Here is an 18,848-nt window from a genome sequence, read left to right as displayed (position 1 = left end):
GCCGGGACCTGCCTGACAGCTACTTGGCCGGGTCGGCCTCGAGCGTCATCTGCAGGTCGAGCTCCTTGCCGTCCCGCTGGACCTTGAGGCTCACCGTGTCGCCGACGGCCCGCGCCCGGATCGAGACGATGAGCTGGTCGGGGGTGCGGATGCGCTTGCCCTCGAAGCCGACGATGACGTCGCCCGCCTGGACGCCGGCCTTCGCCGCGGGCCCCCCGGAGGTCACGGCGTCCGGGCTGTCGACGACCTGGGCGCCGTCCCCGGAGAAGGTGCGGTCGAGCTTGACGCCGATCACCGGGTGCGTGGCCTTGCCCGTCGCGATGAGCTGGTCGGCGGTGCGCCGCGCCTGGTCGCTCGGGATGGCGAAGCCGAGGCCGATGCTGCCCCCGGTGGAGCCGGTCGTGCCGGGGACGCGGGCGATGGCGCTGTTGACGCCGATGACCTTGCCGGACATGTCGAGCAGCGGGCCGCCGGAGTTGCCGGGGTTGATCGCGGCGTCGGTCTGGATGGCGTTGATGAAGGAGGCCTCGCTGCCCTCACCGGGCGTCACCGGGCGGTTCAGCGCGCTGACGATGCCCGTCGTGACCGTCTGGTCGAGCCCCAGTGGTGCTCCGATGGCGATGACCTGGTCACCGACGACGACCTTGTCGGACTGTCCCAGCTGCAACGGCGTGAGGTCGGTGCGCTGGATCTTCAGGACCGCGAGGTCGTAGCTCGCGTCACGCCCCACGATGGTGGCCTTCTCCGTGTCGCCGTTGCTCAGCACGATCTGGATGTCACCGTTGACGCCGGGCTCGACGACATGGTTGTTGGTGAGCACGTGCCCCTTGCCGTCGATGACGAAGCCGGAGCCCGTCGCCGACCCCTCGCTGCCGGCGTCGACCTTGATCGTGACGATGCTGGGCAGCGCCACGGCTGCGATGTTGGCGACCGAACCTGCGGGGCGCTGCGTGGCGCCGGGCCCGGGTTCAGGCAGCGTCGTGCCGGCGAGGTGGATGCGGTCCTGCGCGAGCTGACCGGCGACGCCGCCGATGACCCCGGAGAGCAGGCACAGGCCGACCACGAGCGCGGCCAGCCTGCCGCGGCCGCGCCGAGGCGCGCCGGGAGCATCGGTGAGCGGGACGCCGCCGGGTGGCACGGATCCAGCGTCTGGGCCCGGCTCGCCCGCGGGAGCGTGGGGCACGGGGCCGACGTATGCCGGGTGGTCGCCCCCCGCCTGCGCGTCCGCGCCCGGGTCGGTCGGGCTCGCAGGCCCGGCACCCGACGTGTCAGCAGGAGCGGACGACGGAACGGGGGCCGCGACCGGCGGCGCGTAGGCCGACCGGTGGGCCTGCTCGGCCGCGGCGTCGGCCCGGTCGCTGCCCCACGAGGAGTCGGCCCGCGCAGGGACACCCGCTCCCTCCGTGGGGTGCTCACCGCCGAAGACGTCGAACCATGCGTCGTCCCGGGACGACGCCGACCCGGCGCCCGAGGGGATGGCGCGCGTGTCGTGGAGGTCGATGATGCCGGTGTGCTCCGTCTCCGGTTCCCGGTAGGACTCAGAGCGCTGCGGGGCCGCACCCGGGTCGGTGGGCGGCGCCGAGTCGGCGACCTCGATGGGGCCCGTCCGCTCGGGCGGCCCCGTCGACTCGGGAACTGCCGTCGGCTCGGGGTCCGGCGTCCTCGACTCGTCGCTCATGGACCTGATTGTGCCGAACGGAAGGTGTTCATCCGAACCGGGGCCACGACACCCGACGCCGTGCCCAGCGCACGGATCGACGAGCGGGTCGAGACCACCCAGGTGGGGACACTGCCGACACCGATCCCGTTCGAGGGCTGTGCGTCCCGCGCGGCCGGCGCGACCCCCTCACCGGGAAGCACGGAGCCGCCGAAGCTCACGGCGCTCACGTGGCTGGCGCCGAAGCTCGCCACCGGCCCGCGGACCGACGCGGGGCGTGAGCCGGGAACCGGCGAGATGGCCAGGCCCCAGGCCGCCGCCACCGAGGCACCGGCGGCGATCGAGGCGACGACGGCGGCGCGCATCGGCGAGCGGTGCAGGGCCGGGGCGGTCGGGCGCACCGTGGGCACGGGGTCGTAGGAGGGCACGGACGGCATACGCAAGCCGGACGGCGCCAGGGGCACGCGTGGCCCGTCGGAGGCTCCCGGGACCGGCCGCGCGTCGGGCGGTACTGCTGCGGCAAGACCCATGAGCGAGGTCCGCAGGCTCATCGGGACGCCGGTGTCCGACCGCAGCGCGGCGACGATGCGACGCTCCTGGTCGGCTGCCGCACGGCAGACGGTGCAGCAGACGAGGTGCTTGTCGTAGAGGTGCAGCATCGCCGGGGGCAGGGCGCGGTCGACGTACGCCCGGACGTGTCCCTTGAGGTGCGGCGTCACGACATCACCTCCACGGCCTCACCGCGAGCTCGCGGCGACGCGGCGGCCGGGGAGACGCAGACCGGCGCGCGCGGCCCGCGACCCGGGCTTGGCGGGACGGGCGGCAGCAGCCACCTCGGGTGCGCGGTGCGCGAGGGCCTCGCGCAGCTGGGCGCGTCCGCGGTGGATGCGGGAGCGCACCGTGCCGAGCTTGACGCCCAGCGTCGCGCTGATCTCCTCGTAGGAGAGGCCCTCGATGTCGCACAGCACGACGGCTGCGCGGAACTCCGGCGCGAGCGCGTCGAGCGCGCGCTGCACGTCGTCGTCGAACCGGGCGTCGTGGTAGGTCTGCTCGGGCCCCTTGTCGCTGCTCGGCAGTCGGCCGGCGGCATCCTCGGGGAGGGAGTCGAAGCGGATCCGCTGCTTGCGGCGCATCTTGTCGAGGAAGACGTTCGTCGTGATGCGGTGCAGCCAGCCCTCGAACGTGCCGGGCTGGTAGGAGTGGAGCGACCGGAAGACGCGGACGAAGACGTCATGCGTCAGGTCCTCGGCGTCGTGCGGGTTGCCCGTGAGGCGGTAGGCCAGCCGGTAGACGCGAGCCGAGTGCTGCTCGACGATCTCCTCCCACGTCGGAGGAGTCCACGTCGAGTCGGCCTGCTCCACCGAGGTGGGAGAGGTGGACGTCACGGGGGTGCTCACTGGGGGCTGGGCCTTTCACGCAGGGGGTCAACGACTTGAACGCCGTCAGGAGGGGATTCGTTCCCACTCATCGTCTCGGATCGACCTGTCCTGCCGCCAGCCGGAACCTGTGGTTCCGCTGTGGGCGGGACAGGCCTTTGTCACGGGGCCTGCTCACCGCCGTCGTGCGGGACCGCCTCGTGGTGCGCGAGACCGTGCGTGCGCCGGTCCTCCTTCATCTCCGCCTCGAAGAGGTGACGCCGGCCGCCCACGAGCTGGTCGCGCGCCGACGCCTCGAGACGCTTGAACGTCGCGTAGTAGTCGTCGTCGTACTCCTCGACGATCTGGAAGGTCCACCGCCCCTGGATGACGTTCCGGCCGACGAGCTCGGTCTGGAGCTGGTCGGCCAGGGCCTCGTGACCGGCCTTGCGGAAGAGCTCGACGGCATCTCCGAGGGCGAGGTCGGCGGTCCCCGTCAGCCGGTGGAAGCCGTAGAGGCGGCCGCGCGCGTCCTCGACGACCTCGAACGCCTCGGACAGCTTGCCGAGAGCCTCGACGGTGGCATCGTCCACGCCGTGCGGACGGCGGTGCTCGGGGATCGGCAGGTCCTGTTCGTCCATGACCCCGATTCTGGCCCGGATCGGGGGCCGGGGTGGCGAACTGGCCCCATCACGTCACAGTAGGGTGACGAACATGAGCACCCAGAAGGTCGCCGCGTGGTCGCACGCCGAGGAGTTCGTCACCCCGAGCGAGCAGGTCGAGGAGGCCATCCACCGCGGCGACGAGCTGGGAGCACCCGCCGTGGGAAACGGCGTGGGTGCCGCCCTCCAGATGCTCGCCGCCGCGACCGGGGCCAAGGCCGTCATGGAGATCGGCACGGGCGCGGGGGCGTCGGGCCTGTGGCTGCTCGGCGGCATGCCCGCCGACGGCATCCTCACGACCATCGACCTCGAGACCGAGCACCAGCGGGCAGCACGCGAGGCCTTCGGCGCGGCCGGGATCGCCCACCAGCGCACCCGCGTCATCGCCGGGCGCGCGCTCGAGGTGCTCCCCCGCATGACCGACGGGGCCTACGACCTCGTCTTCGTCGACGCGGACAAGCAGGCCTACCCCGACTACCTCGCGCAGGCCACGCGGCTGCTGCGCCGCGGCGGCACCCTCGCCATGACGTGGTCCGACAAGGAGTCCGACCCCGCCAACCGCGACGCCGAGACCCGCACGCTGCGCGAGGTCGGCCGCACCATCCGCGACCACGACCAGTTCACCGTCTCGCTGCTTCCCGTCGGCGAGGGCCTTCTCGTCGCCGTCAAGCGTTGACCGCGTATGCCGGGTGGCGCGCCACCCGGCATACCTGACCACCGCGCGGGGATGCGAGACGGCCCCCGACCGTGAGGTCAGGGGCCGTCGAAGCTGGATCAGGCGGAAGGGTCAGTTGACGCCGTCACAACCCTGGATCGCGTCACGCAGAGCTGCAGCCTCGTCGGGGGTCATCTCGACGACGAGACGCCCGCCACCCTCAAGGGGCATCCGCAACACGATGCCGCGGCCCTCCTTGACGACCTCGAGCGGGCCATCGCCGGTCCTCGGCTTCATTGCTGCCATGGTTCCCCTTCCCTAGGAATCCTCGGTCTTTGGCACCATTATTCCGTGTCTCGTTTGCGAGACCTAATTGGGGATGTGAGAGAGGGCACGTCGGCGCTCTCCGGGCCAGCCGTGCTTCCACCGCCGGACGGATTGGGACAGAGTGGCGCCCATGACGCAGACGCCCGACTCCCCCGCCACCGGACCGCTGCTCGTCGAGGTCGCCGACGGCATCGCGTGGCTCCGGCTCAACCGTGCCGAGGCGATGAACAGCCTCGACAACGCCCTCAAGGACGCCCTGGTGGCGGCGCTGCGGGAGGTCGGCGAGGACCCTGCTGTCCGGTGCGTCGTGCTCATCGGCACCGGTCGCGCCTTCTGCGTCGGGCAGGACCTCAAGGAGCACGTGCGCAGCCTCGGTGACCCGACCTCGACGCTCGCGACGACGGTGACCGACCACTACAACCCGATCGTCACCGCGCTGTCGACGATGAACAAGCCGGTCGTCGCGGCGCTCAACGGCGTGGCGGCGGGGGCCGGGATGAGCTTCGCGCTCGCCTGCGACTTCCGGATCGCGTCGGAACGAGCCGGCCTCAACACCTCGTTCGCGGGCATCGCACTCTCGTGCGACTCCGGTGCGTCGTGGACGCTGCCCCGGCTCGTCGGGACGGCTCGCGCCAAGGAGCTGCTGCTGCTCCCGCGCACGGTGCCGGCCGCCGAGGCCCTGGCGCTCGGGCTCGTTACCAAGGTGGTTCCCGACGACGAGCTGGAGAGCGCCGTGCTCGAGCTGGCCCGGACCCTCGCCGACGGGCCAACCCTGGCGTACGGCTCGATCCGGCGCGCCGTGGCCTACTCGGCGAGCGCCGACCTGGCCGATGCGCTGGCCAACGAGGCCGAGCTCATGGCGCTCACGGGTGGCAGCAGCGACCACCGGGCCGCCGTCGACGCCTTCCTCGCCAAGGAGGAGCCCACCTACACCGGCGCCTGATCCCACCGGAGCTCGGGCCCGGCGCGTCGGGTGCCGAGTGGTCCGCGGCCGGACAGATGAACCTGCGCATGGTGCTGCGTCTGGTGGGGGCCTGGCGCCACCGGACGCAGGACGATCCGTCGTACGAATGGACGCACCTCAGCCCACCCGCATGATCGGCAGGGTCGGGCGCGGTGTGGCCGTCACCGGGGCGCGCGTGCCGGACCGTCGGGCACCGGCGTGGGCGCGCTCGATCCGGCGCAGCTGGGCGCTCGGGTCACGGGCCAAGGCCGCAGGTGTCACGCCGACCACCACGACCCGTGCCGCCGACAGGTCGGAGCCCTGCTCGACGGTGACGTCCCAGTCGAGGCCGTCGGAGTGGAACTCACGCGATTGCACCATCACCGCCATGCCGACGTCGTCGAACCACACGTCGGGCGAGGTCAGCTCTTCTCCTGCGGGCCCGGTGAGCACAGGATTCGCCAGTGGGCACGGAAGGCTGGGCGAGGTACGGATCAGTGCAAGCAGGTCGGACTCGGGCACCGACCACGCGCCGGCCGCCACCTCGGCCAGCATGTGCCGTAGGCGGACGGCTCCCGAACGACCCCGGGCGTCGACCCAGTGCTCGAGGTCGTCGAGCCGCACGAGGCGACGTTGCACTGCCTCGATCACCATCGCACGGGCCGTCCGCTCGTCCGGGGTCTCAGCCGCCGCGTCGACGACCGCTCGCGCCAGGCAACCGACACGCAGCCCGTCGCGCTCGAGGACGGGCTCGCCCGTCAGCGTGGTGCTCCGGATGTCGACCCACGCGATCCGACGTGATCTGCGGGGCGCGGGAACCAGCACGCGGACGGGCGGACCGACCGAGCACGACCTGAGCCCGTGCAGGGCCCCTGCCGTCATGCCCGCCAGCCAGGCTCCGTCCCCGCCGGACAGCAGGGCAGCGACGAGTCGTTGGTGTTGGGTCGGCAAGCCGGTCTGCAAGGCGTAGACGCCGGGAAGCAACAACCGCCAGTCGCGCCCGACGCGCCACCGCAGCGTGTCGCGTGTCACGCCGGCCTCGAGCAGCTGGCGACGGGTGACGACGCCGTGCTGGGACCGAGCGAGCGCAAGTACGGGGTCCGGTAGGTGCATGGCCTCAGGCTGACTGGCCGCTCCGTCACCGACGTGGCCGGAGGTCCCCGTTGTGGACAAGTGCCCGAGACGCCGAAGAGGTGTGGACGCCCGGGAACGGGGACGCAGCGGGGCGCTCGGCTCGTCGTCTGCCCCATGGTCCTGCACCTCGAGGGGTCCTGGCGCGCCCAGACGCAGGACGACCCCGGCAGACAGTCTGCGGATCGTCGCTACCCGGCGGATTCGGGTGCCACCGGTGCTGCGACCGGTTGGGTCACGGCGGGTAGTCGCTCGGGGGGATGAAGCGCCAGAGGATGTCGGTCCAGTAGTACTGGCCGACGATGCAGAGCACCAGGAGCGGCACGAAGCGCCACAGCAAGCGCCTCCACGTGTTGCCGCGACGGTCGGCCCAACCGGCCCCGAGCCCGACGACGAGGAGCGGGAAGAGCGGGATGAGGTAGCGGAAGATGCTCGTGAACGGGTCCAGCACGGCCGCGAGATACGCCGGATAGGCCAGCGTCCACGTGCGCAGGTCGGCGCGAAGATTGCGAGCCCACGGGCCGGCGACCATCGCCACGAGGACCAGCGGCACGACGAAGAGCATCACCGGGCCCCACGTGTCGCCGAAGACGTACGTCGACATCCCGACCCAGGGCGTGAACGGTTCGACGGTCCCCGATCCGCGCCACGTGGCCATGGTGTCGGTGTAGGCCGACCGGACCCCGGTGCGCCACCACGCGATCGCGGGCCACAGCAGCCCGGCGACACCGCAACCGACGAGCGCGGCGAGCATGGCGGCATACGTGCCCGCCGTGAGGGGCCGCTCGCGGCGCGCGCGCCAGCGCAGGACGACCACGACGAGCGTCACCAGCCCCAGCGGCACGGCGATCGGTCTCGAGAGGCCCACGAGCAGGGCCACGACGGTCGCGACGAGCCAGCGCTCCCGGGCCAGGGCGTAGAGGTAGCCCACGAGCAGCAGCATCGCCAGCGACTCGGTGTAGGCCAGCTGCAGCGTCACCGACGCCGGGAAGCTCGCCCACAGCGCCACGACGAGGTAGGCCGCGGGGTCGCCGATGCGCTCGCGCAGGAGCAGACCCATGAGCACGGCCGCGCCAGCGCCGCACACCAGCGCGATCGTCGACCCCACGGCGGGGAAGTCGAGCCCGGTCACCGCCATGCCGGCCCGAGCCATCAGGGGGAAGAGCGGGTAGAACGCCCACGCGTTCTGCTGGACGGCCCCGCCCTCGCTCGTGGGGAGCGTGGAGGGATAGCCGTGCTGCGCGATGGTCTGGTACCACTGGCCGTCCCAGAGCGCGGTGAACGGGAAGTACGACACGGGCACGTCGTCCCCGCCGGTCATGCCGGACGGCGCCTGGTGCTGCATGACGATCAGCAGGATCGTCGTGGTGACGACCCGGGCCAGCGCGTAGACCGCGAGCACCCAGCCGACGAAGACGCGGCGGGGCCGCAGGGCGAGCGCCTCGGTCATGTGGTGCGTTCGCGGCCGACCGTCGGATCGGACTGCCCGAGCGGTTCGCCGGGCTCAACAGGTTCGGCGGGATCGGCGGCCTCGTCCGATGCGACCGCTGCCTCGTCACCTCTCAGCACCGCGATCTCCGCGTCCTTCTCACGCAGCTCGCGCCGGAGGCGGTCGACAACCCCGTCGACCTGGCTCATCCGGTAGCCGCGGACACCCACGTCGAAGACGAGGTCGTCGAAGTCGGCGTCGCGGATCGGCTCGTCGGGCAGCGGCTCGTGGCTCAGGCTCGTGGTGCCCCGCCCGAGGCCACCGCCGGCGAGGCCGAGGACGAGGGCGACGACGAAGCACAGGACGACGATCCCGACGACGAGGATGAACCACTTCACGCGCGGGGCTCCTCGTAGGTGCGGATCGCCCGGACGGCCTCGTGCGGGTCGTCGGTGAGGATGATCCGGTCGAGGTCGGACGGGCTGATCATCCCGTTGCCGAGCACCGTGTCGCGCATCCAGTCGATCAGGCCCTGCCAGTAGGCGACGCCCATGAGCACGATCGGGAACTCGGTGACCTTCTGCGTCTGCGCGAGGGTGACCGCCTCGAAGAGCTCGTCGAGGGTGCCGAACCCGCCCGGCAGCACGATGAAGCCGCGGGAGTACTTGAGGAACATGACCTTGCGGGCGAAGAAGTAGCGGAAGTTGATGCCGAGGTCGACGTACTCGTTGAGCCCGGTCTCGAAGGGCAGCTCGATGCCGAGCCCGACCGACGTCCCCCTCGCCTCGAAGGCGCCCTTGTTCGCCGCCTCCATCGCGCCCGGACCGCCGCCGGTGATGACGGCATACCCCGCCTCGGCGAGCAGGCGGCCGACCTCTACCCCGATGGCGTATGCCGGGTCGTCGCGTTGCGTGCGCGCGGAGCCGAACACGGCGGCCGCGAGCCCGAGCTCGGACAGGGTGCCGAAGCCTTCGACGAACTCCGACTGGATGCGCATGACCCGCCAGGGATCGGCGTGCAACCACTCGTTGGGCTGGCGCGCCTCGAGCAGTCGCTGGTCGGTCGTCGTCCGGGGCACCTTCTGACGGCGCAGCATCACCGGGCCGGTCTGGCGCCGGTTCTCGGACGGACTCCCTGGTGTGACGGGTGCAGGCTGGTGGTCGGTCACAGCGCCACCCTATGCGGAGAGGTCAGCCGAGCCAGCGCAGCAGGGCGGCCTCGGCCTCGACGTACTGCTCGACGGGGCAGCGCTCGTCGTCCATGTGCGCGAGGTTGGGGTCGCCGGGACCGAAGTTGACGGCCGGGATGCCCAGCGCCGAGAAGCGCGCGACGTCGGTCCACCCCTCCTTGGGGTTGACGGTGACACCGAGCGCGTCGATGAAGGCCTTGGCGGCGGGCAGGTGCAGGCCCGGGCGGGCGCCGTCGGCGGCGTCGCTCAACGTCACGTCGAAGCCCTCGAAGACCTGGCGCACGTGCGCGAAGGCCTCTTCGGTGTTCTTGTCCGGCGCGTAGCGGTAGTTGACCGTGACGGTGCACCGGTCGGGGATGACGTTGCCGGCGATGCCGCCGCTGATCCCGACGGCCTGCAGCGCCTCGTGGTAGTCGAGGCCGTCGACGGTGATGGTCTCGGCCTCGTAGGCGGCCAGGCGCGTCAGGACGGGGCCGGCGTCGTGGATGGCGTTGTGGCCCTTCCACGGCCGGGCCGAGTGGGCAGCGACGCCCTTGGTGACGATCTCGACGCGGAGGGTGCCCTTGCAGCCACCCTCGATGGCGCCGTTGGTGGGCTCGAGCAGCACCGCGAAGTCGCCGGCCACGAGTTCGGGCGAGGTGTCGGCGACGCGGGCGAGGCCGTTGAAGCTCGCGTCGATCTCCTCGCACTCGTAGAAGAGGAAGGTGAGGTCACGGCTGGGCTCGGTGACCTGGGCGGCGATGCGCAGCATGACGCCGACGCCGCCCTTCATGTCGACGGTGCCGCGCCCCCACAGCTCGCCGTCGGCGCGGCGGGTGGGCAGGTTGGGCACCGACGTCAGGGGAACGGTGTCGATGTGCCCGGCCAGGACGACGCGTTCGTCGCGGCCGAGCGAGGTCCGGGCGACGACCGTGTTGCCGTCGCGGGTCACCTCGAGGTGGGCCAGCGGCCGGAGGGCCGCCTCGATGGCGGCGGCGAGGGGCGCCTCGTCCTGGCTGACCGACTCGATGTCGCAGACGGCCGCGGTGAGCGACGTGACGTCGGCGGAGAGGTCGAGGACGGCACCACGGGCATCGCGTGAAGCGGGCGCGGTGGTCGGGTCGGCGGCGGGGCTGGTCGACGGCATACGCGGAAGGTTATCCGCAGGGGACCCGGGGAAGTGCTGCAGCAAGGGCGTCCGCGCCGCGGGTCGCCGTTTCACGGCCGCCCCGCAGCCCCATATCCTTGCGGCCATGTCGGAGCGCAACGCATGGGGTCACGGACTGACGACGATCACGGACGACGGGCAGGTGCTCGACACGTGGTTCCCCCAGCCGGCGGTCGGTGAGCGTCCCGCCGACGCGGCCGTCCCTGAGGGGCTGGACGCACTCGTCGGCACCGACGAGGCACGCCGCGTGCGCACCGAGGTCCGTCTGGTCGAGATCGACCTCGATGCTCCGCCGGCCGATGCACCCGACGCCTACCTGCGCCTGCACCTGCTCTCGCACTGCCTCGTCAGGCCCAACACGATCAACCTCGACGGCGTCTTCGGTGCACTGCCCAACATCGTCTGGACGAGCGCCGGCGCCTGCCCCGTCGACGGCTTCGAGCAGACCCGGATGCGGCTGCGCGCCCGTGGCCAGCACGTCGCGGTCTACGGCGTCGACAAGTTCCCGCGGATGACCGACTTCGTGGTGCCCCAGGGCGTGCGCATCGCCGACGCCGACCGCGTGCGCCTGGGGGCGCACCTGTCCGCCGGCACCACGGTCATGCACGAGGGCTTCTGCAACTTCAACGCCGGCACCCTCGGCACCTCGATGGTCGAGGGCCGCATCGTGCAGGGCGTAATCGTCGGCGACGGGTCCGACATCGGGGCCGGCGCCTCGATCATGGGCACCCTGTCGGGCGGCGGCACGGAACGCGTCAGCATCGGCGAGCGTTGTCTGGTCGGTGCCAACGGTGGCATCGGCATCGCACTCGGCGACGACTGCGTCGTCGAGGCCGGGCTCTACGTGACGGCCGGCACCAAGGTGACGCTGCCCGACGGCACCGTGGTCAAGGCCAAGGAGCTGTCGGGGTCGAGCAACGTGCTCTTCATCCGCAACAGCGTGACCGGTGCGGTCGAGGCCCGCGACCGCAAGGGCACCGGCATCACCCTGAACGCCGCGCTCCACGACAACGACTGAACCCGCTGACACGGAAGCACACCGACCTACCGACCCCGCCCCGCCTGACACCAACGCCTGCCCCGACCGACCCGGTTCAGACCGCAGCCGGACCACTTGAGGACCAGACCCCATGCCGACCAAACGACCGGGCCCGACCCTCGCCGACTCCCGGCCACGATCCGCAGCACAACGCCGACGCCGCCGGCTCACGGCGCTGCTCGTGCTGGCCGTCGTCGTCACGGCCGGCTGGTTCGGTGCCCGGTACCTGATCCAGAGCGTCGCCAGTCCGAAGTGCACGATCACTGCCGCGGGGAGCACCGAGACGTTCGACCCCGAGCAGACCGGCAACGCCGCGCTCATCGCAGCCCTGTCGGTCAAGCGCGGCATGCCACCGCGCGCTGCGACCATCGCCATCACGACGGCGTTCCAGGAGTCGAAGATCCGCAACCTGCGCTACGGCGACCGCGACTCCCTCGGACTCTTCCAGCAGCGGCCGAGCCAGGGCTGGGGCACGGCGGAGCAGATCCTCGACCCCGTGCACGCGACGAACGCCTTCTACGACGCGCTGGTGAAGTACCCGGGCTACGAGACGGCCGACATCACGAAGATCGCCCAGCGGGTCCAGAAGAGTGGTTACCCCGAGGCCTACCGTGACCACGAGGGGCAGGGCCGCATTCTCGCCTCGAACCTGACCGGCCACTCCCCCGCCGGCCTCAAGTGCCGGCTCGACGCGGTGAAGACGAGCGTGACCCCTCAGCGCGTCGCGAGCGATCTGGCCGAGCAGATGGGCGTGACCTCGGTCCGCCCCGGCGAGCGCTACCTGACCGTGACCGCCCGTGACACGACGACGGCGTGGGCCGTCGCCCAGTGGGCGGTGGCGCGCGCCGACCTCTACGGCGCCACGAAGGTTGCCATCGGCGAGCGCGCGTGGACCCGCTCGGCGGGCGACGACGGGTGGTCGTCCGGAGCGGACGGCACGACGGTCACGATCAACCTCGGCTGAGACGGACGGCATACGACCGGGCCCGACCGCGCCCCACCCTTCACCCCGCGGGGAAACGCGTCCGGCCCGCCCCGCTGGTGCGGGACGGGCCGGAGTCCGGGCGACGTGGTGCGAGCCAGTCGGCTCAGGCGGGGTAGGACCGCTCGGGCTCGCCGGTGTAGATCTGGCGCGGGCGGCCGATCTTCGTCTCGGGGTCGGTCATCATCTCGCGCCACTGGGCGATCCAGCCCGGGAGGCGACCGATGGCGAAGAGCACGGTGAACATCTTCGACTCGAAGCCCATGGCCTTGTAGATGAGGCCGGTGTAGAAGTCGACGTTCGGGTAGAGCTTGCGCTCGACGAAGTAGTCGTCGGCCAGCGCGATCTCCTCGAGGCCCTTGGCGATCTCGAGCAGCGGGTCGTTCTGGCCGAGCTTCTCGAGGATGTCGTCGGCGGCCTTCTTGATGATGGCCGCGCGCGGGTCGTAGTTCTTGTAGACGCGGTGCCCGAAGCCCATGAGGCGGACACCGTCCTCCTTGTTCTTGACCTTCTCCATGAACTTCTTCGGGTCGTCGCCCGACTCATGGAGCTTGCCGAGCATCTCGAGGACCGCCTGGTTGGCGCCGCCGTGCAGCGGGCCGGACAGGGCGTGGATGCCGGCCGAGACCGAGTTGAAGAGGTTCGCGTGGGCCGAGCCGACGAGACGCACCGTCGAGGTCGAGCAGTTCTGCTCGTGGTCGGCGTGCAGGATGAAGAGCAGGTCGAGGGCCTTGGCGACGGTCGGGTCGACCTCGTAGGGCTCGACGGGGTAGCCGAACGTCATCCGCAGGAAGTTCTCGACGAACGACAGCGAGTTGTCGGGGTACATGTAGGGCTGGCCGACGCTCTTCTTGTGCGCCATGGCCGCGATGGTCGGCAGCTTGGCGAGGAGGCGGACGGTCGAGATCTCGACCTGCTCCTGGTCGAAGGGGTCGAGGCTGTCCTGGTAGAACGTGCCGAGCGCCGAGACCGCCGAGCTGAGCACGGGCATCGGGTGCGCGTCGCGCGGGAAGCCGTTGAAGAACGCGCGGAGGTCCTCGTGCAGCATCGTGTGCCGACGGATGGAGTCCTCGAAGCGCGTCAGCTCCTCGGGAGTCGGCAGCTCGCCGTAGATGAGCAGGTAGGAGACCTCGACGAACGTCGACTTCTCGGCCAGCTCGGCGATCGGGTAGCCGCGGTAGCGCAGGATGCCCTCGTCACCGTCGATGTAGGTGATGGCGCTCTTGCACGACGCGGTGTTGACGAACCCGACGTCGTAGGTGACGAGGCCGGTCTCCTTGAGCAACGAGCCAACACCGAGCCCGTCGTTGCCGTCGACCGCGCCGACGCCCGGGAACGTGAGTTCCTTGTCTGCGACCCTGAGTGTCGCGTCCACTGCCTTCGTCACTGTTCCTCCGCCTCTTGTAACTCCGGCCCAACTCGCCGGACGTATCCGCGAGCGACGTTACCCCAGCGTCGGGTCGACGGAGAAAACAGGCCTGTTCCGCACCACCGCCCGGGGATGCGGCCGATCGGCGCCGGAGGCCGGCCGTCAGAGCCGGGAGCAGGCGGCGGCGACGCGCTCGTCGGTCGCCGTGAGGGCGATCCGGACATGTCGGCTCCCGGCCGCTCCGTAGAACGAGCCGGGCGCGACGAGGATCCCGCGCTCGGCGAGCTCGGAAACCGTTGCCCAGCAGTCCTCCTCGCGTGTGGCCCAGAGGTAGAGCCCGGCTTCGGAGTGGTCGACCCGAAGTCCCGCACGGGCGACCGCGGCCAGCAGCAGCTCACGCCGCCTGGCGTATGCCGTCCGCTGCGCCTGCACGTGGGTGTCGTCGCGCAGGGCGACCGCCATGGCGTGCTGGACGGGTGTGGGCATGATCATGCCGGCGTGCTTGCGCACCTCGAGGATCGTCCCGATGATCGCGGGATCCCCGGCCACGAACGCCGCGCGGTAGCCGGCGAGGTTGGACTGCTTGGAGAGGGAGTAGACCGAGAGCAGGCCCGTGTGGTCGCCGTCGCAGACGTCGGGGTGCAGGATGCTCGGCGTCGCCGTGCCGACCTGCCCCTCGCGCCAGTCGAGCTCGGCGTAGCACTCGTCGCTCGCGACGACCACGCCGTGCTGACGCGCCCACGAGACGACCTTGCGGAGGTGCTCGACACCCAGCACCTGCCCGTTGGGATTGCCGGGACTGTTGAGCCACAACAGTTTTGGCGTCGTCGCAGCGGTGAGCGGGCCGAGACTCGTCAGCGACTGGGCGACGACGCTCGTCGCACCGGCGATGCGCGCCCCGATGTCGTAGGTCGGGTAGGCGACGGCCGGGATGCCGACGACGTCACCGGCGCGGAGGCCGAGCAGCGTCGGCAGCCACGCGACGAGCTCCTTGCTGCCGATCGTCGGCAGGACGGCGTCGGCCGTCAGCCCGGCCACCCCGCGGCGGCGCTCGAACCACTCGCAGATCGCGGCACGCAGGTCGACGGTGCCGACCGTCAGCGGGTAGCCCGGTGCGTCGGCCGCATCGGCCAGCGCACGGCATACGACCTCGGGCGTCGGGTCGACGGGGGTGCCGACCGACAGGTCGACGATGCCCTCCGGATGCGCGACCGCTCGCGCCTTGTACGGCGCGAGCGAGTCCCAGGGAAAGTCCGGAAGGTCGAGCCCGCGCACGGGCGCGCCGGGCACGACGGGCACGGTCACTCGTCGTGTTCCTGCGGCGGCAGCGCCTCGATGATGGGGTGGTCCTTGTCGATGACACCGAGCTTGGCGGCACCGCCGGGGCTGCCGAGGTCGTTGAAGAACTCGACGTTGGCGTTGTAGTAGTCGGCCCACTGCTCGGGGACGTCGTCCTCGTAGTAGATCGCCTCGACGGGGCAGACGGGCTCGCACGCACCGCAGTCGACGCACTCGTCGGGGTGGATGTAGAGCGAGCGCTTGCCCTCGTAGATGCAGTCGACCGGACACTCCTCGATGCAGGCACGGTCCTTGAGGTCGACGCAAGGCTGGGCGATGACGTAGGTCATGGGGGTGCGGACCTCCTGCTGTGAGGCGTTCGGGAGCGGATGCTGCACCGCCTAGTATGCCGGACATGAACGGCGAGCCCACCGACGGCCCCACCGATGAGACCAACCCGAATTCGGGCACCGAGAGCTCGTCCGAGAGCTCTTCCGAGACCAGCTCCCGAGGCCGGCCCCTCGAGGACGCCGGCGAGCTCACCGACACCGTCGGGCACCGGCTCAGCGCTGCGCTGACCGTGGGGAGCCGTGTCGTCGTGCGCTACCGACTGGCTGAGGGCGCAGAGGCCGGCGCGACCGACTTCCTCGGCGAGCTGGTGGCCCGCAACGAGGACTTCCTCGTCATCGACACGAAGACGGAACGGGTCAAGCTCATCCGTGCCGACGTCATCGCCGCCAAGGACGTGCCGCCGCCGGCGAGCCGTCCTGGTCGCGCCCACGAGCGCATCTCGGCCGACGACCTCGAGAAGCTCATGGCCAAGGGCTGGCAGGCCCTCGACCGCGGCGGCCTCGGCGACTGGGTGCTGCGCGCCTCGGAGGGATTCACCGGGCGCGCCAACTCGGCGCTCGTCGTCGGCGACCCGAGCCTGCCCCTCGACAAGGCCATCGACTTCGTCGAGAAGTGGTACTCCGACCGCGGCCGCCCGCCGGTCTTCCAGGTGCACGGCGAGCGCGGGTTCGTCGTCGAGGAGCTGCCCGTTGCCGCCGCACTGCTGGACCGGGGCTATGCCGTCGGCGGCGGTCGCGACGACTGGCAGCGGGTGGTGATCATGACGGGCCTGTCCGCCGCGGTCCCGCCCCTCACCGAGGCCTCGGCCCCGGTCGTCGCCGACGCCGAGCTGAAGATGGACTGGCTCCAGGCCTACGCCGAACAGCGCTCGATCGTGCCGGGCGCCACGGAGGCCGTCCTCACGGGCAGCGACGGGCAGCTCTTCCTGTCGGTGAACGACCCGGACAGCAACCGCGTCGTCGCCGTGGCCCGCATGGCGATCCATCCGGGCTGGGCCGGCATCTTCGGCCTCTGGGTGCACCCCGACCACCGGCGCAAGGGACTCGCGACGACGCTCGTCTCGGCCGTCGCCATGGTGGCGCGCGAGAACAACATGCCGGCGATCTACCTGCAGGTCTCGGCAGACAACACCGATGGCGTGGCGTTCTGGGAGGGACTCGGGTTCGGCGTGCACCACGAGTACACCTACCTCACCCGTCCGTCCGCCTGACCGGCGCTGACCGGTCGTGGCCGGCCGTGGCCGGTCGTGGCCGGTCGTGGCCGGCCGTGGCCGGTCGTGGCCCCCGCGTCAGGGCGGAGTCGCCTGCGGGTTCGTGCAGATGATGTGGTCCTCGGGAACGTAGTGCGTCGTCACGGGCTCGCTCTTGACGAGCGCGCTCGACCCGGGACGCCGCCACTGTCGGGTCACGGTCACGTCGAAGCCCGGATTGGCCTCTTGCGGGTAGCACTTCAGGGTGTCGTTGCGAATGGTCTTGGGCGGCGTGACATTTCGACGAGGACCCTTGACCGATGCGATGTCCCACGTCTTGGTGCTCCACACCCTCCCGTGGACGTTGCCGCCCTCGACCCAGGTCTGCAGGAGCATCCCGTGGGGGGTGTCGTTCTTCCACTTGTTGTCGATCGTGGGCCAGTAGACCGTGGCCTCCCGACCCTCCGGGTAGCGCGGGATGAAGAACGCGTGTGGGCTGAACTCGAGGAAGTCCACCCCGGCGAAGTAGGCGAGGTTGTAGACGACCGTCGAGACCTGGCTGATGCCGCCGCCGGTGCCACGGGTCAGGCGACCGTCGATGATGACGGTGCCGTCGGCATACCCCTTGTCCTCGGTGCGTTCGCCGAGGATCCCGTTGAGGCTGAAGGTCCCTCCGGGCGGGACGTACGTGCCGTTGATGCGCTTGGCAGCCACGACGAGGTTGTTCGTGCGGGTGGCGTCGTTCGTGGGGAACGGTGAGAGGAAGTCGACGACGAGATCGGTGACGCCCGCCTCCTGGGCGTCCTCCGTCGTGAACGGCGGCCGGGCCGCGGAGGCGCTCACGTCCACCGTCCGGTTCGTGCCGGAGATGGCGGCGACAGCCCGTTTGGCCAACGCGTCCTCGTCGACGGCGAGACCATCGACCGACGGGACGAGGCGGGGTTTGCCGTTGCCCGCCTCGAACTCCCAGCGTGCACTGCTGGCAGCGCGCGTCGTCACGGGCAGCTTGCTGGCCACCAACCGAGCGAGGGCGGCCTCGTCGAAACGTGGCGCCAGACGGCCCGAGTCGTCGGGGACGACTGACACGTACGGAGCGAACTCGGTCGGGGGGAGCTGGACCCGCTTGGCACCGGACACCAGGGTCAGCGGCGCGGACATCGCCGTGCTGCCGAACTCGGACGCGACCTGCTCGACCATCTCGCTGCTCACCCGCGGTGGAGCCTCACGGAGGACCGCCGTGGCCTGGGTCGAGTCGGGGAAGGCCCTGCGGAGGGCCATCTTCGTCGCGGCCACGTCCAGGGTGTGCCCCGGGACCGGCATGTCGACCGCTACGGCACCTCCCGGGAACGTCACGCGGCCCTCGACGGGTGCCACGGCCACCGTGGGCGCGATCCGGTCGAGGTACGCGGTCAGCGCGTCGTCGTCCGTGCTCGTCAGCAACGGCGCCCGGACCGAGCCCGTGAGCCGGCCCCAGACCACGCGGGGGTCGAGAGTGAAGCCGGTGAGCCCGTCGATCGAGCGGTCGGCGTCGACGGTGAGCCCGGCGTCGCTCGGCACCACCTGCACCGGACTGTCGCGCCCGGGCACGTCGAGCGCGATCGGCGTCGCGACCAACGAGCGCGAGCCCCGCGCGATGGCTGCTCGGGCGGATTCGGGGGTCATGCCGCCGATCTGGATGCCACCCACCGACACCGTCGCCGGGACGTGCTCCGAGGACCACACGCACAGGCCGGCATAGCCTCCGCCGAGGACGACGGCAGCGACGAAGAGGCGCAGCAGCGTCGAGCGCCGCTCCGGGCGCGTGTCGTCGTACCAGTCGTCGGCCATCGGCTCTCCGGGCAAGGGGACATCGAGTGGCACGACGGTAACGCCAGCCGGTCACCAAACCCGAGAGGTGACCCCCGAATCGCCATGGTCGAACGTCTAGCCGTCCTGCCACCGGTGCGCCGCGACACTGAAGGGCACTGGAGGTCGCTTGTTCCGCGTCCGCGCGGGCCCACGGGCCCGAGACTGACCGAGCGCCCCCAGTCCGATCGAAAGAGCAATCCGTCCGCTCTGCAACCCGGCTCGCGGGCTTGCAGAGCGGACGGATTGCTCTTTCGATCGTCAGGTGCGCAGGGCTCGTAGCCGGCTGAGTGGACGGAT

General features: G+C 71.2%; 19 protein-coding genes. 5 read left to right on the top strand and 14 right to left on the bottom strand.

Annotated elements, in window-relative coordinates:
* Window positions 1–19 precede the first annotated feature (19 nt).
* The 4 genes from AC1DIW_RS02145 to AC1DIW_RS02130 all read right to left on the bottom strand — a co-directional run bounded on the left by AC1DIW_RS02145 (window position 20) and on the right by AC1DIW_RS02130 (window position 3,653).
* Window positions 20–1,678 carry a S1C family serine protease gene (locus tag AC1DIW_RS02145; protein ID WP_478106291.1) on the bottom strand — a complete coding sequence of 553 codons (1,659 nt, stop codon included), beginning with the start codon at window positions 1,676–1,678 and terminating at the stop codon, window positions 20–22.
* Window positions 1,675–2,376 (bottom strand): anti-sigma factor family protein, encoded by a 702-nt coding sequence (locus AC1DIW_RS02140; RefSeq protein ID WP_478106290.1) that lies wholly within the window; start codon window positions 2,374–2,376, stop codon window positions 1,675–1,677. The genes AC1DIW_RS02145 and AC1DIW_RS02140 overlap by 4 nt, the downstream gene beginning before the upstream one ends.
* Before the next feature lie 18 nt (window positions 2,377–2,394).
* Window positions 2,395–3,042: an RNA polymerase sigma factor SigE gene (sigE, locus tag AC1DIW_RS02135; protein ID WP_442279962.1), complete on the bottom strand. Its 648-nt coding sequence runs from the start codon at window positions 3,040–3,042 to the stop codon at window positions 2,395–2,397.
* Window positions 3,043–3,194: 152 nt separating this feature from the next.
* Window positions 3,195–3,653 (bottom strand): hypothetical protein, encoded by a 459-nt coding sequence (locus AC1DIW_RS02130; RefSeq protein ID WP_478106289.1) that lies wholly within the window; start codon window positions 3,651–3,653, stop codon window positions 3,195–3,197.
* Between the two features lie 73 nt (window positions 3,654–3,726).
* Here AC1DIW_RS02130 and AC1DIW_RS02125 point away from each other — a divergent pair, with 73 nt between their 5' ends.
* Window positions 3,727–4,350, top strand: coding sequence for an O-methyltransferase (locus AC1DIW_RS02125; protein ID WP_442279964.1), 624 nt, complete (start codon window positions 3,727–3,729; stop codon window positions 4,348–4,350).
* A 111-nt stretch (window positions 4,351–4,461) separates the two neighbouring features.
* Here the strand turns inward: AC1DIW_RS02125 and AC1DIW_RS02120 are convergent, their stop codons facing one another.
* The gene (locus AC1DIW_RS02120; RefSeq protein WP_013493416.1) at window positions 4,462–4,635 is read right to left on the bottom strand and encodes a DUF3117 domain-containing protein; all 174 of its coding nucleotides are present in this window, start codon (window positions 4,633–4,635) and stop codon (window positions 4,462–4,464) included.
* Window positions 4,636–4,786: 151 nt separating this feature from the next.
* Between AC1DIW_RS02120 and AC1DIW_RS02115 the strand changes: the two genes are divergently transcribed.
* Window positions 4,787–5,599, top strand: coding sequence for an enoyl-CoA hydratase/isomerase family protein (locus AC1DIW_RS02115; RefSeq protein ID WP_478106288.1), 813 nt, complete (start codon window positions 4,787–4,789; stop codon window positions 5,597–5,599).
* Window positions 5,600–5,737: 138 nt separating this feature from the next.
* Here the strand turns inward: AC1DIW_RS02115 and AC1DIW_RS02110 are convergent, their stop codons facing one another.
* The 5 genes from AC1DIW_RS02110 to dapE all read right to left on the bottom strand — a co-directional run bounded on the left by AC1DIW_RS02110 (window position 5,738) and on the right by dapE (window position 10,474).
* The gene (locus AC1DIW_RS02110; protein WP_478106287.1) at window positions 5,738–6,712 is read right to left on the bottom strand and encodes a type IV toxin-antitoxin system AbiEi family antitoxin domain-containing protein; all 975 of its coding nucleotides are present in this window, start codon (window positions 6,710–6,712) and stop codon (window positions 5,738–5,740) included.
* A 253-nt stretch (window positions 6,713–6,965) separates the two neighbouring features.
* Window positions 6,966–8,180 (bottom strand): hypothetical protein, encoded by a 1,215-nt coding sequence (locus AC1DIW_RS02105; protein ID WP_478106286.1) that lies wholly within the window; start codon window positions 8,178–8,180, stop codon window positions 6,966–6,968.
* Window positions 8,177–8,557 (bottom strand): cell division protein DivIVA, encoded by a 381-nt coding sequence (locus AC1DIW_RS02100; RefSeq protein ID WP_478106285.1) that lies wholly within the window; start codon window positions 8,555–8,557, stop codon window positions 8,177–8,179. The genes AC1DIW_RS02105 and AC1DIW_RS02100 overlap by 4 nt, the downstream gene beginning before the upstream one ends.
* Window positions 8,554–9,327: an LOG family protein gene (locus AC1DIW_RS02095; protein WP_442279969.1), complete on the bottom strand. Its 774-nt coding sequence runs from the start codon at window positions 9,325–9,327 to the stop codon at window positions 8,554–8,556. Before AC1DIW_RS02095 ends, AC1DIW_RS02100 begins: the two co-directional genes overlap by 4 nt.
* 22 nt (window positions 9,328–9,349) lie before the next feature.
* Window positions 9,350–10,474 (bottom strand): succinyl-diaminopimelate desuccinylase, encoded by a 1,125-nt coding sequence (dapE, locus tag AC1DIW_RS02090; RefSeq protein ID WP_478106284.1) that lies wholly within the window; start codon window positions 10,472–10,474, stop codon window positions 9,350–9,352.
* A 106-nt stretch (window positions 10,475–10,580) separates the two neighbouring features.
* Between dapE and dapD the strand changes: the two genes are divergently transcribed.
* Together dapD and AC1DIW_RS02080 are read left to right on the top strand one after the other, a co-directional pair.
* On the top strand, window positions 10,581–11,513 hold the full coding sequence (dapD, locus tag AC1DIW_RS02085; protein WP_478106283.1) for a 2,3,4,5-tetrahydropyridine-2,6-dicarboxylate N-succinyltransferase: 933 nt from the start codon (window positions 10,581–10,583) through the stop codon (window positions 11,511–11,513).
* A 112-nt stretch (window positions 11,514–11,625) separates the two neighbouring features.
* A complete protein-coding gene (locus tag AC1DIW_RS02080) occupies window positions 11,626–12,498 on the top strand; it encodes a hypothetical protein (protein WP_442279972.1) in 873 nt (290 codons plus the stop codon).
* Window positions 12,499–12,622: 124 nt separating this feature from the next.
* On the opposite strand, the gene AC1DIW_RS02075 is transcribed toward AC1DIW_RS02080, so the two are convergent.
* The 3 genes from AC1DIW_RS02075 to fdxA form a co-directional block, all read right to left on the bottom strand.
* Window positions 12,623–13,903 carry a citrate synthase gene (locus AC1DIW_RS02075; protein ID WP_442279973.1) on the bottom strand — a complete coding sequence of 427 codons (1,281 nt, stop codon included), beginning with the start codon at window positions 13,901–13,903 and terminating at the stop codon, window positions 12,623–12,625.
* A gap of 144 nt (window positions 13,904–14,047) precedes the next feature.
* On the bottom strand, window positions 14,048–15,184 hold the full coding sequence (dapC, locus tag AC1DIW_RS02070; protein ID WP_478106282.1) for a succinyldiaminopimelate transaminase: 1,137 nt from the start codon (window positions 15,182–15,184) through the stop codon (window positions 14,048–14,050).
* Window positions 15,185–15,186: 2 nt separating this feature from the next.
* Window positions 15,187–15,513, bottom strand: a complete 327-nt coding sequence (gene fdxA, locus AC1DIW_RS02065; RefSeq protein ID WP_478106702.1) for a ferredoxin — start codon at window positions 15,511–15,513, stop codon at window positions 15,187–15,189.
* A gap of 65 nt (window positions 15,514–15,578) precedes the next feature.
* Between fdxA and AC1DIW_RS02060 the strand changes: the two genes are divergently transcribed.
* Complete coding sequence (locus AC1DIW_RS02060; protein WP_478106281.1) at window positions 15,579–16,724, top strand: GNAT family N-acetyltransferase; 1,146 nt, start codon at window positions 15,579–15,581, stop codon at window positions 16,722–16,724.
* Window positions 16,725–16,802: 78 nt separating this feature from the next.
* Here AC1DIW_RS02060 and AC1DIW_RS02055 read toward each other — a convergent pair whose 3' ends face one another.
* Window positions 16,803–18,563, bottom strand: coding sequence for a VanW family protein (locus tag AC1DIW_RS02055; RefSeq protein WP_478106280.1), 1,761 nt, complete (start codon window positions 18,561–18,563; stop codon window positions 16,803–16,805).
* Window positions 18,564–18,848: the final 285 nt, after the last annotated feature.

The organism is Terrabacter sp. 01T434, from assembly GCF_056398545.1.
This window is presented reverse-complemented; position numbering and strand designations above follow the sequence as displayed.

Bases quoted from the DNA above. Each gene is read 5' to 3' on its own strand.
- AC1DIW_RS02145 (WP_478106291.1), bottom strand. From the start codon at position 1,678: ATGAGCGACGAGTCGAGGACGCCGGACCCCGAGCCGACGGCAGTTCCC.
- AC1DIW_RS02130 (WP_478106289.1), bottom strand. From the start codon at position 3,653: ATGGACGAACAGGACCTGCCGATCCCCGAGCACCGCCGTCCGCACGGC.
- AC1DIW_RS02125 (WP_442279964.1), top strand. From the start codon at position 3,727: ATGAGCACCCAGAAGGTCGCCGCGTGGTCGCACGCCGAGGAGTTCGTC.
- AC1DIW_RS02120 (WP_013493416.1), bottom strand. From the start codon at position 4,635: ATGGCAGCAATGAAGCCGAGGACCGGCGATGGCCCGCTCGAGGTCGTC.
- AC1DIW_RS02115 (WP_478106288.1), top strand. From the start codon at position 4,787: ATGACGCAGACGCCCGACTCCCCCGCCACCGGACCGCTGCTCGTCGAG.
- AC1DIW_RS02110 (WP_478106287.1), bottom strand. From the start codon at position 6,712: ATGCACCTACCGGACCCCGTACTTGCGCTCGCTCGGTCCCAGCACGGC.
- AC1DIW_RS02105 (WP_478106286.1), bottom strand. From the start codon at position 8,180: ATGACCGAGGCGCTCGCCCTGCGGCCCCGCCGCGTCTTCGTCGGCTGG.
- dapE (WP_478106284.1), bottom strand. From the start codon at position 10,474: ATGCCGTCGACCAGCCCCGCCGCCGACCCGACCACCGCGCCCGCTTCA.
- dapD (WP_478106283.1), top strand. From the start codon at position 10,581: ATGTCGGAGCGCAACGCATGGGGTCACGGACTGACGACGATCACGGAC.
- AC1DIW_RS02080 (WP_442279972.1), top strand. From the start codon at position 11,626: ATGCCGACCAAACGACCGGGCCCGACCCTCGCCGACTCCCGGCCACGA.
- fdxA (WP_478106702.1), bottom strand. From the start codon at position 15,513: ATGACCTACGTCATCGCCCAGCCTTGCGTCGACCTCAAGGACCGTGCC.
- AC1DIW_RS02060 (WP_478106281.1), top strand. From the start codon at position 15,579: ATGAACGGCGAGCCCACCGACGGCCCCACCGATGAGACCAACCCGAAT.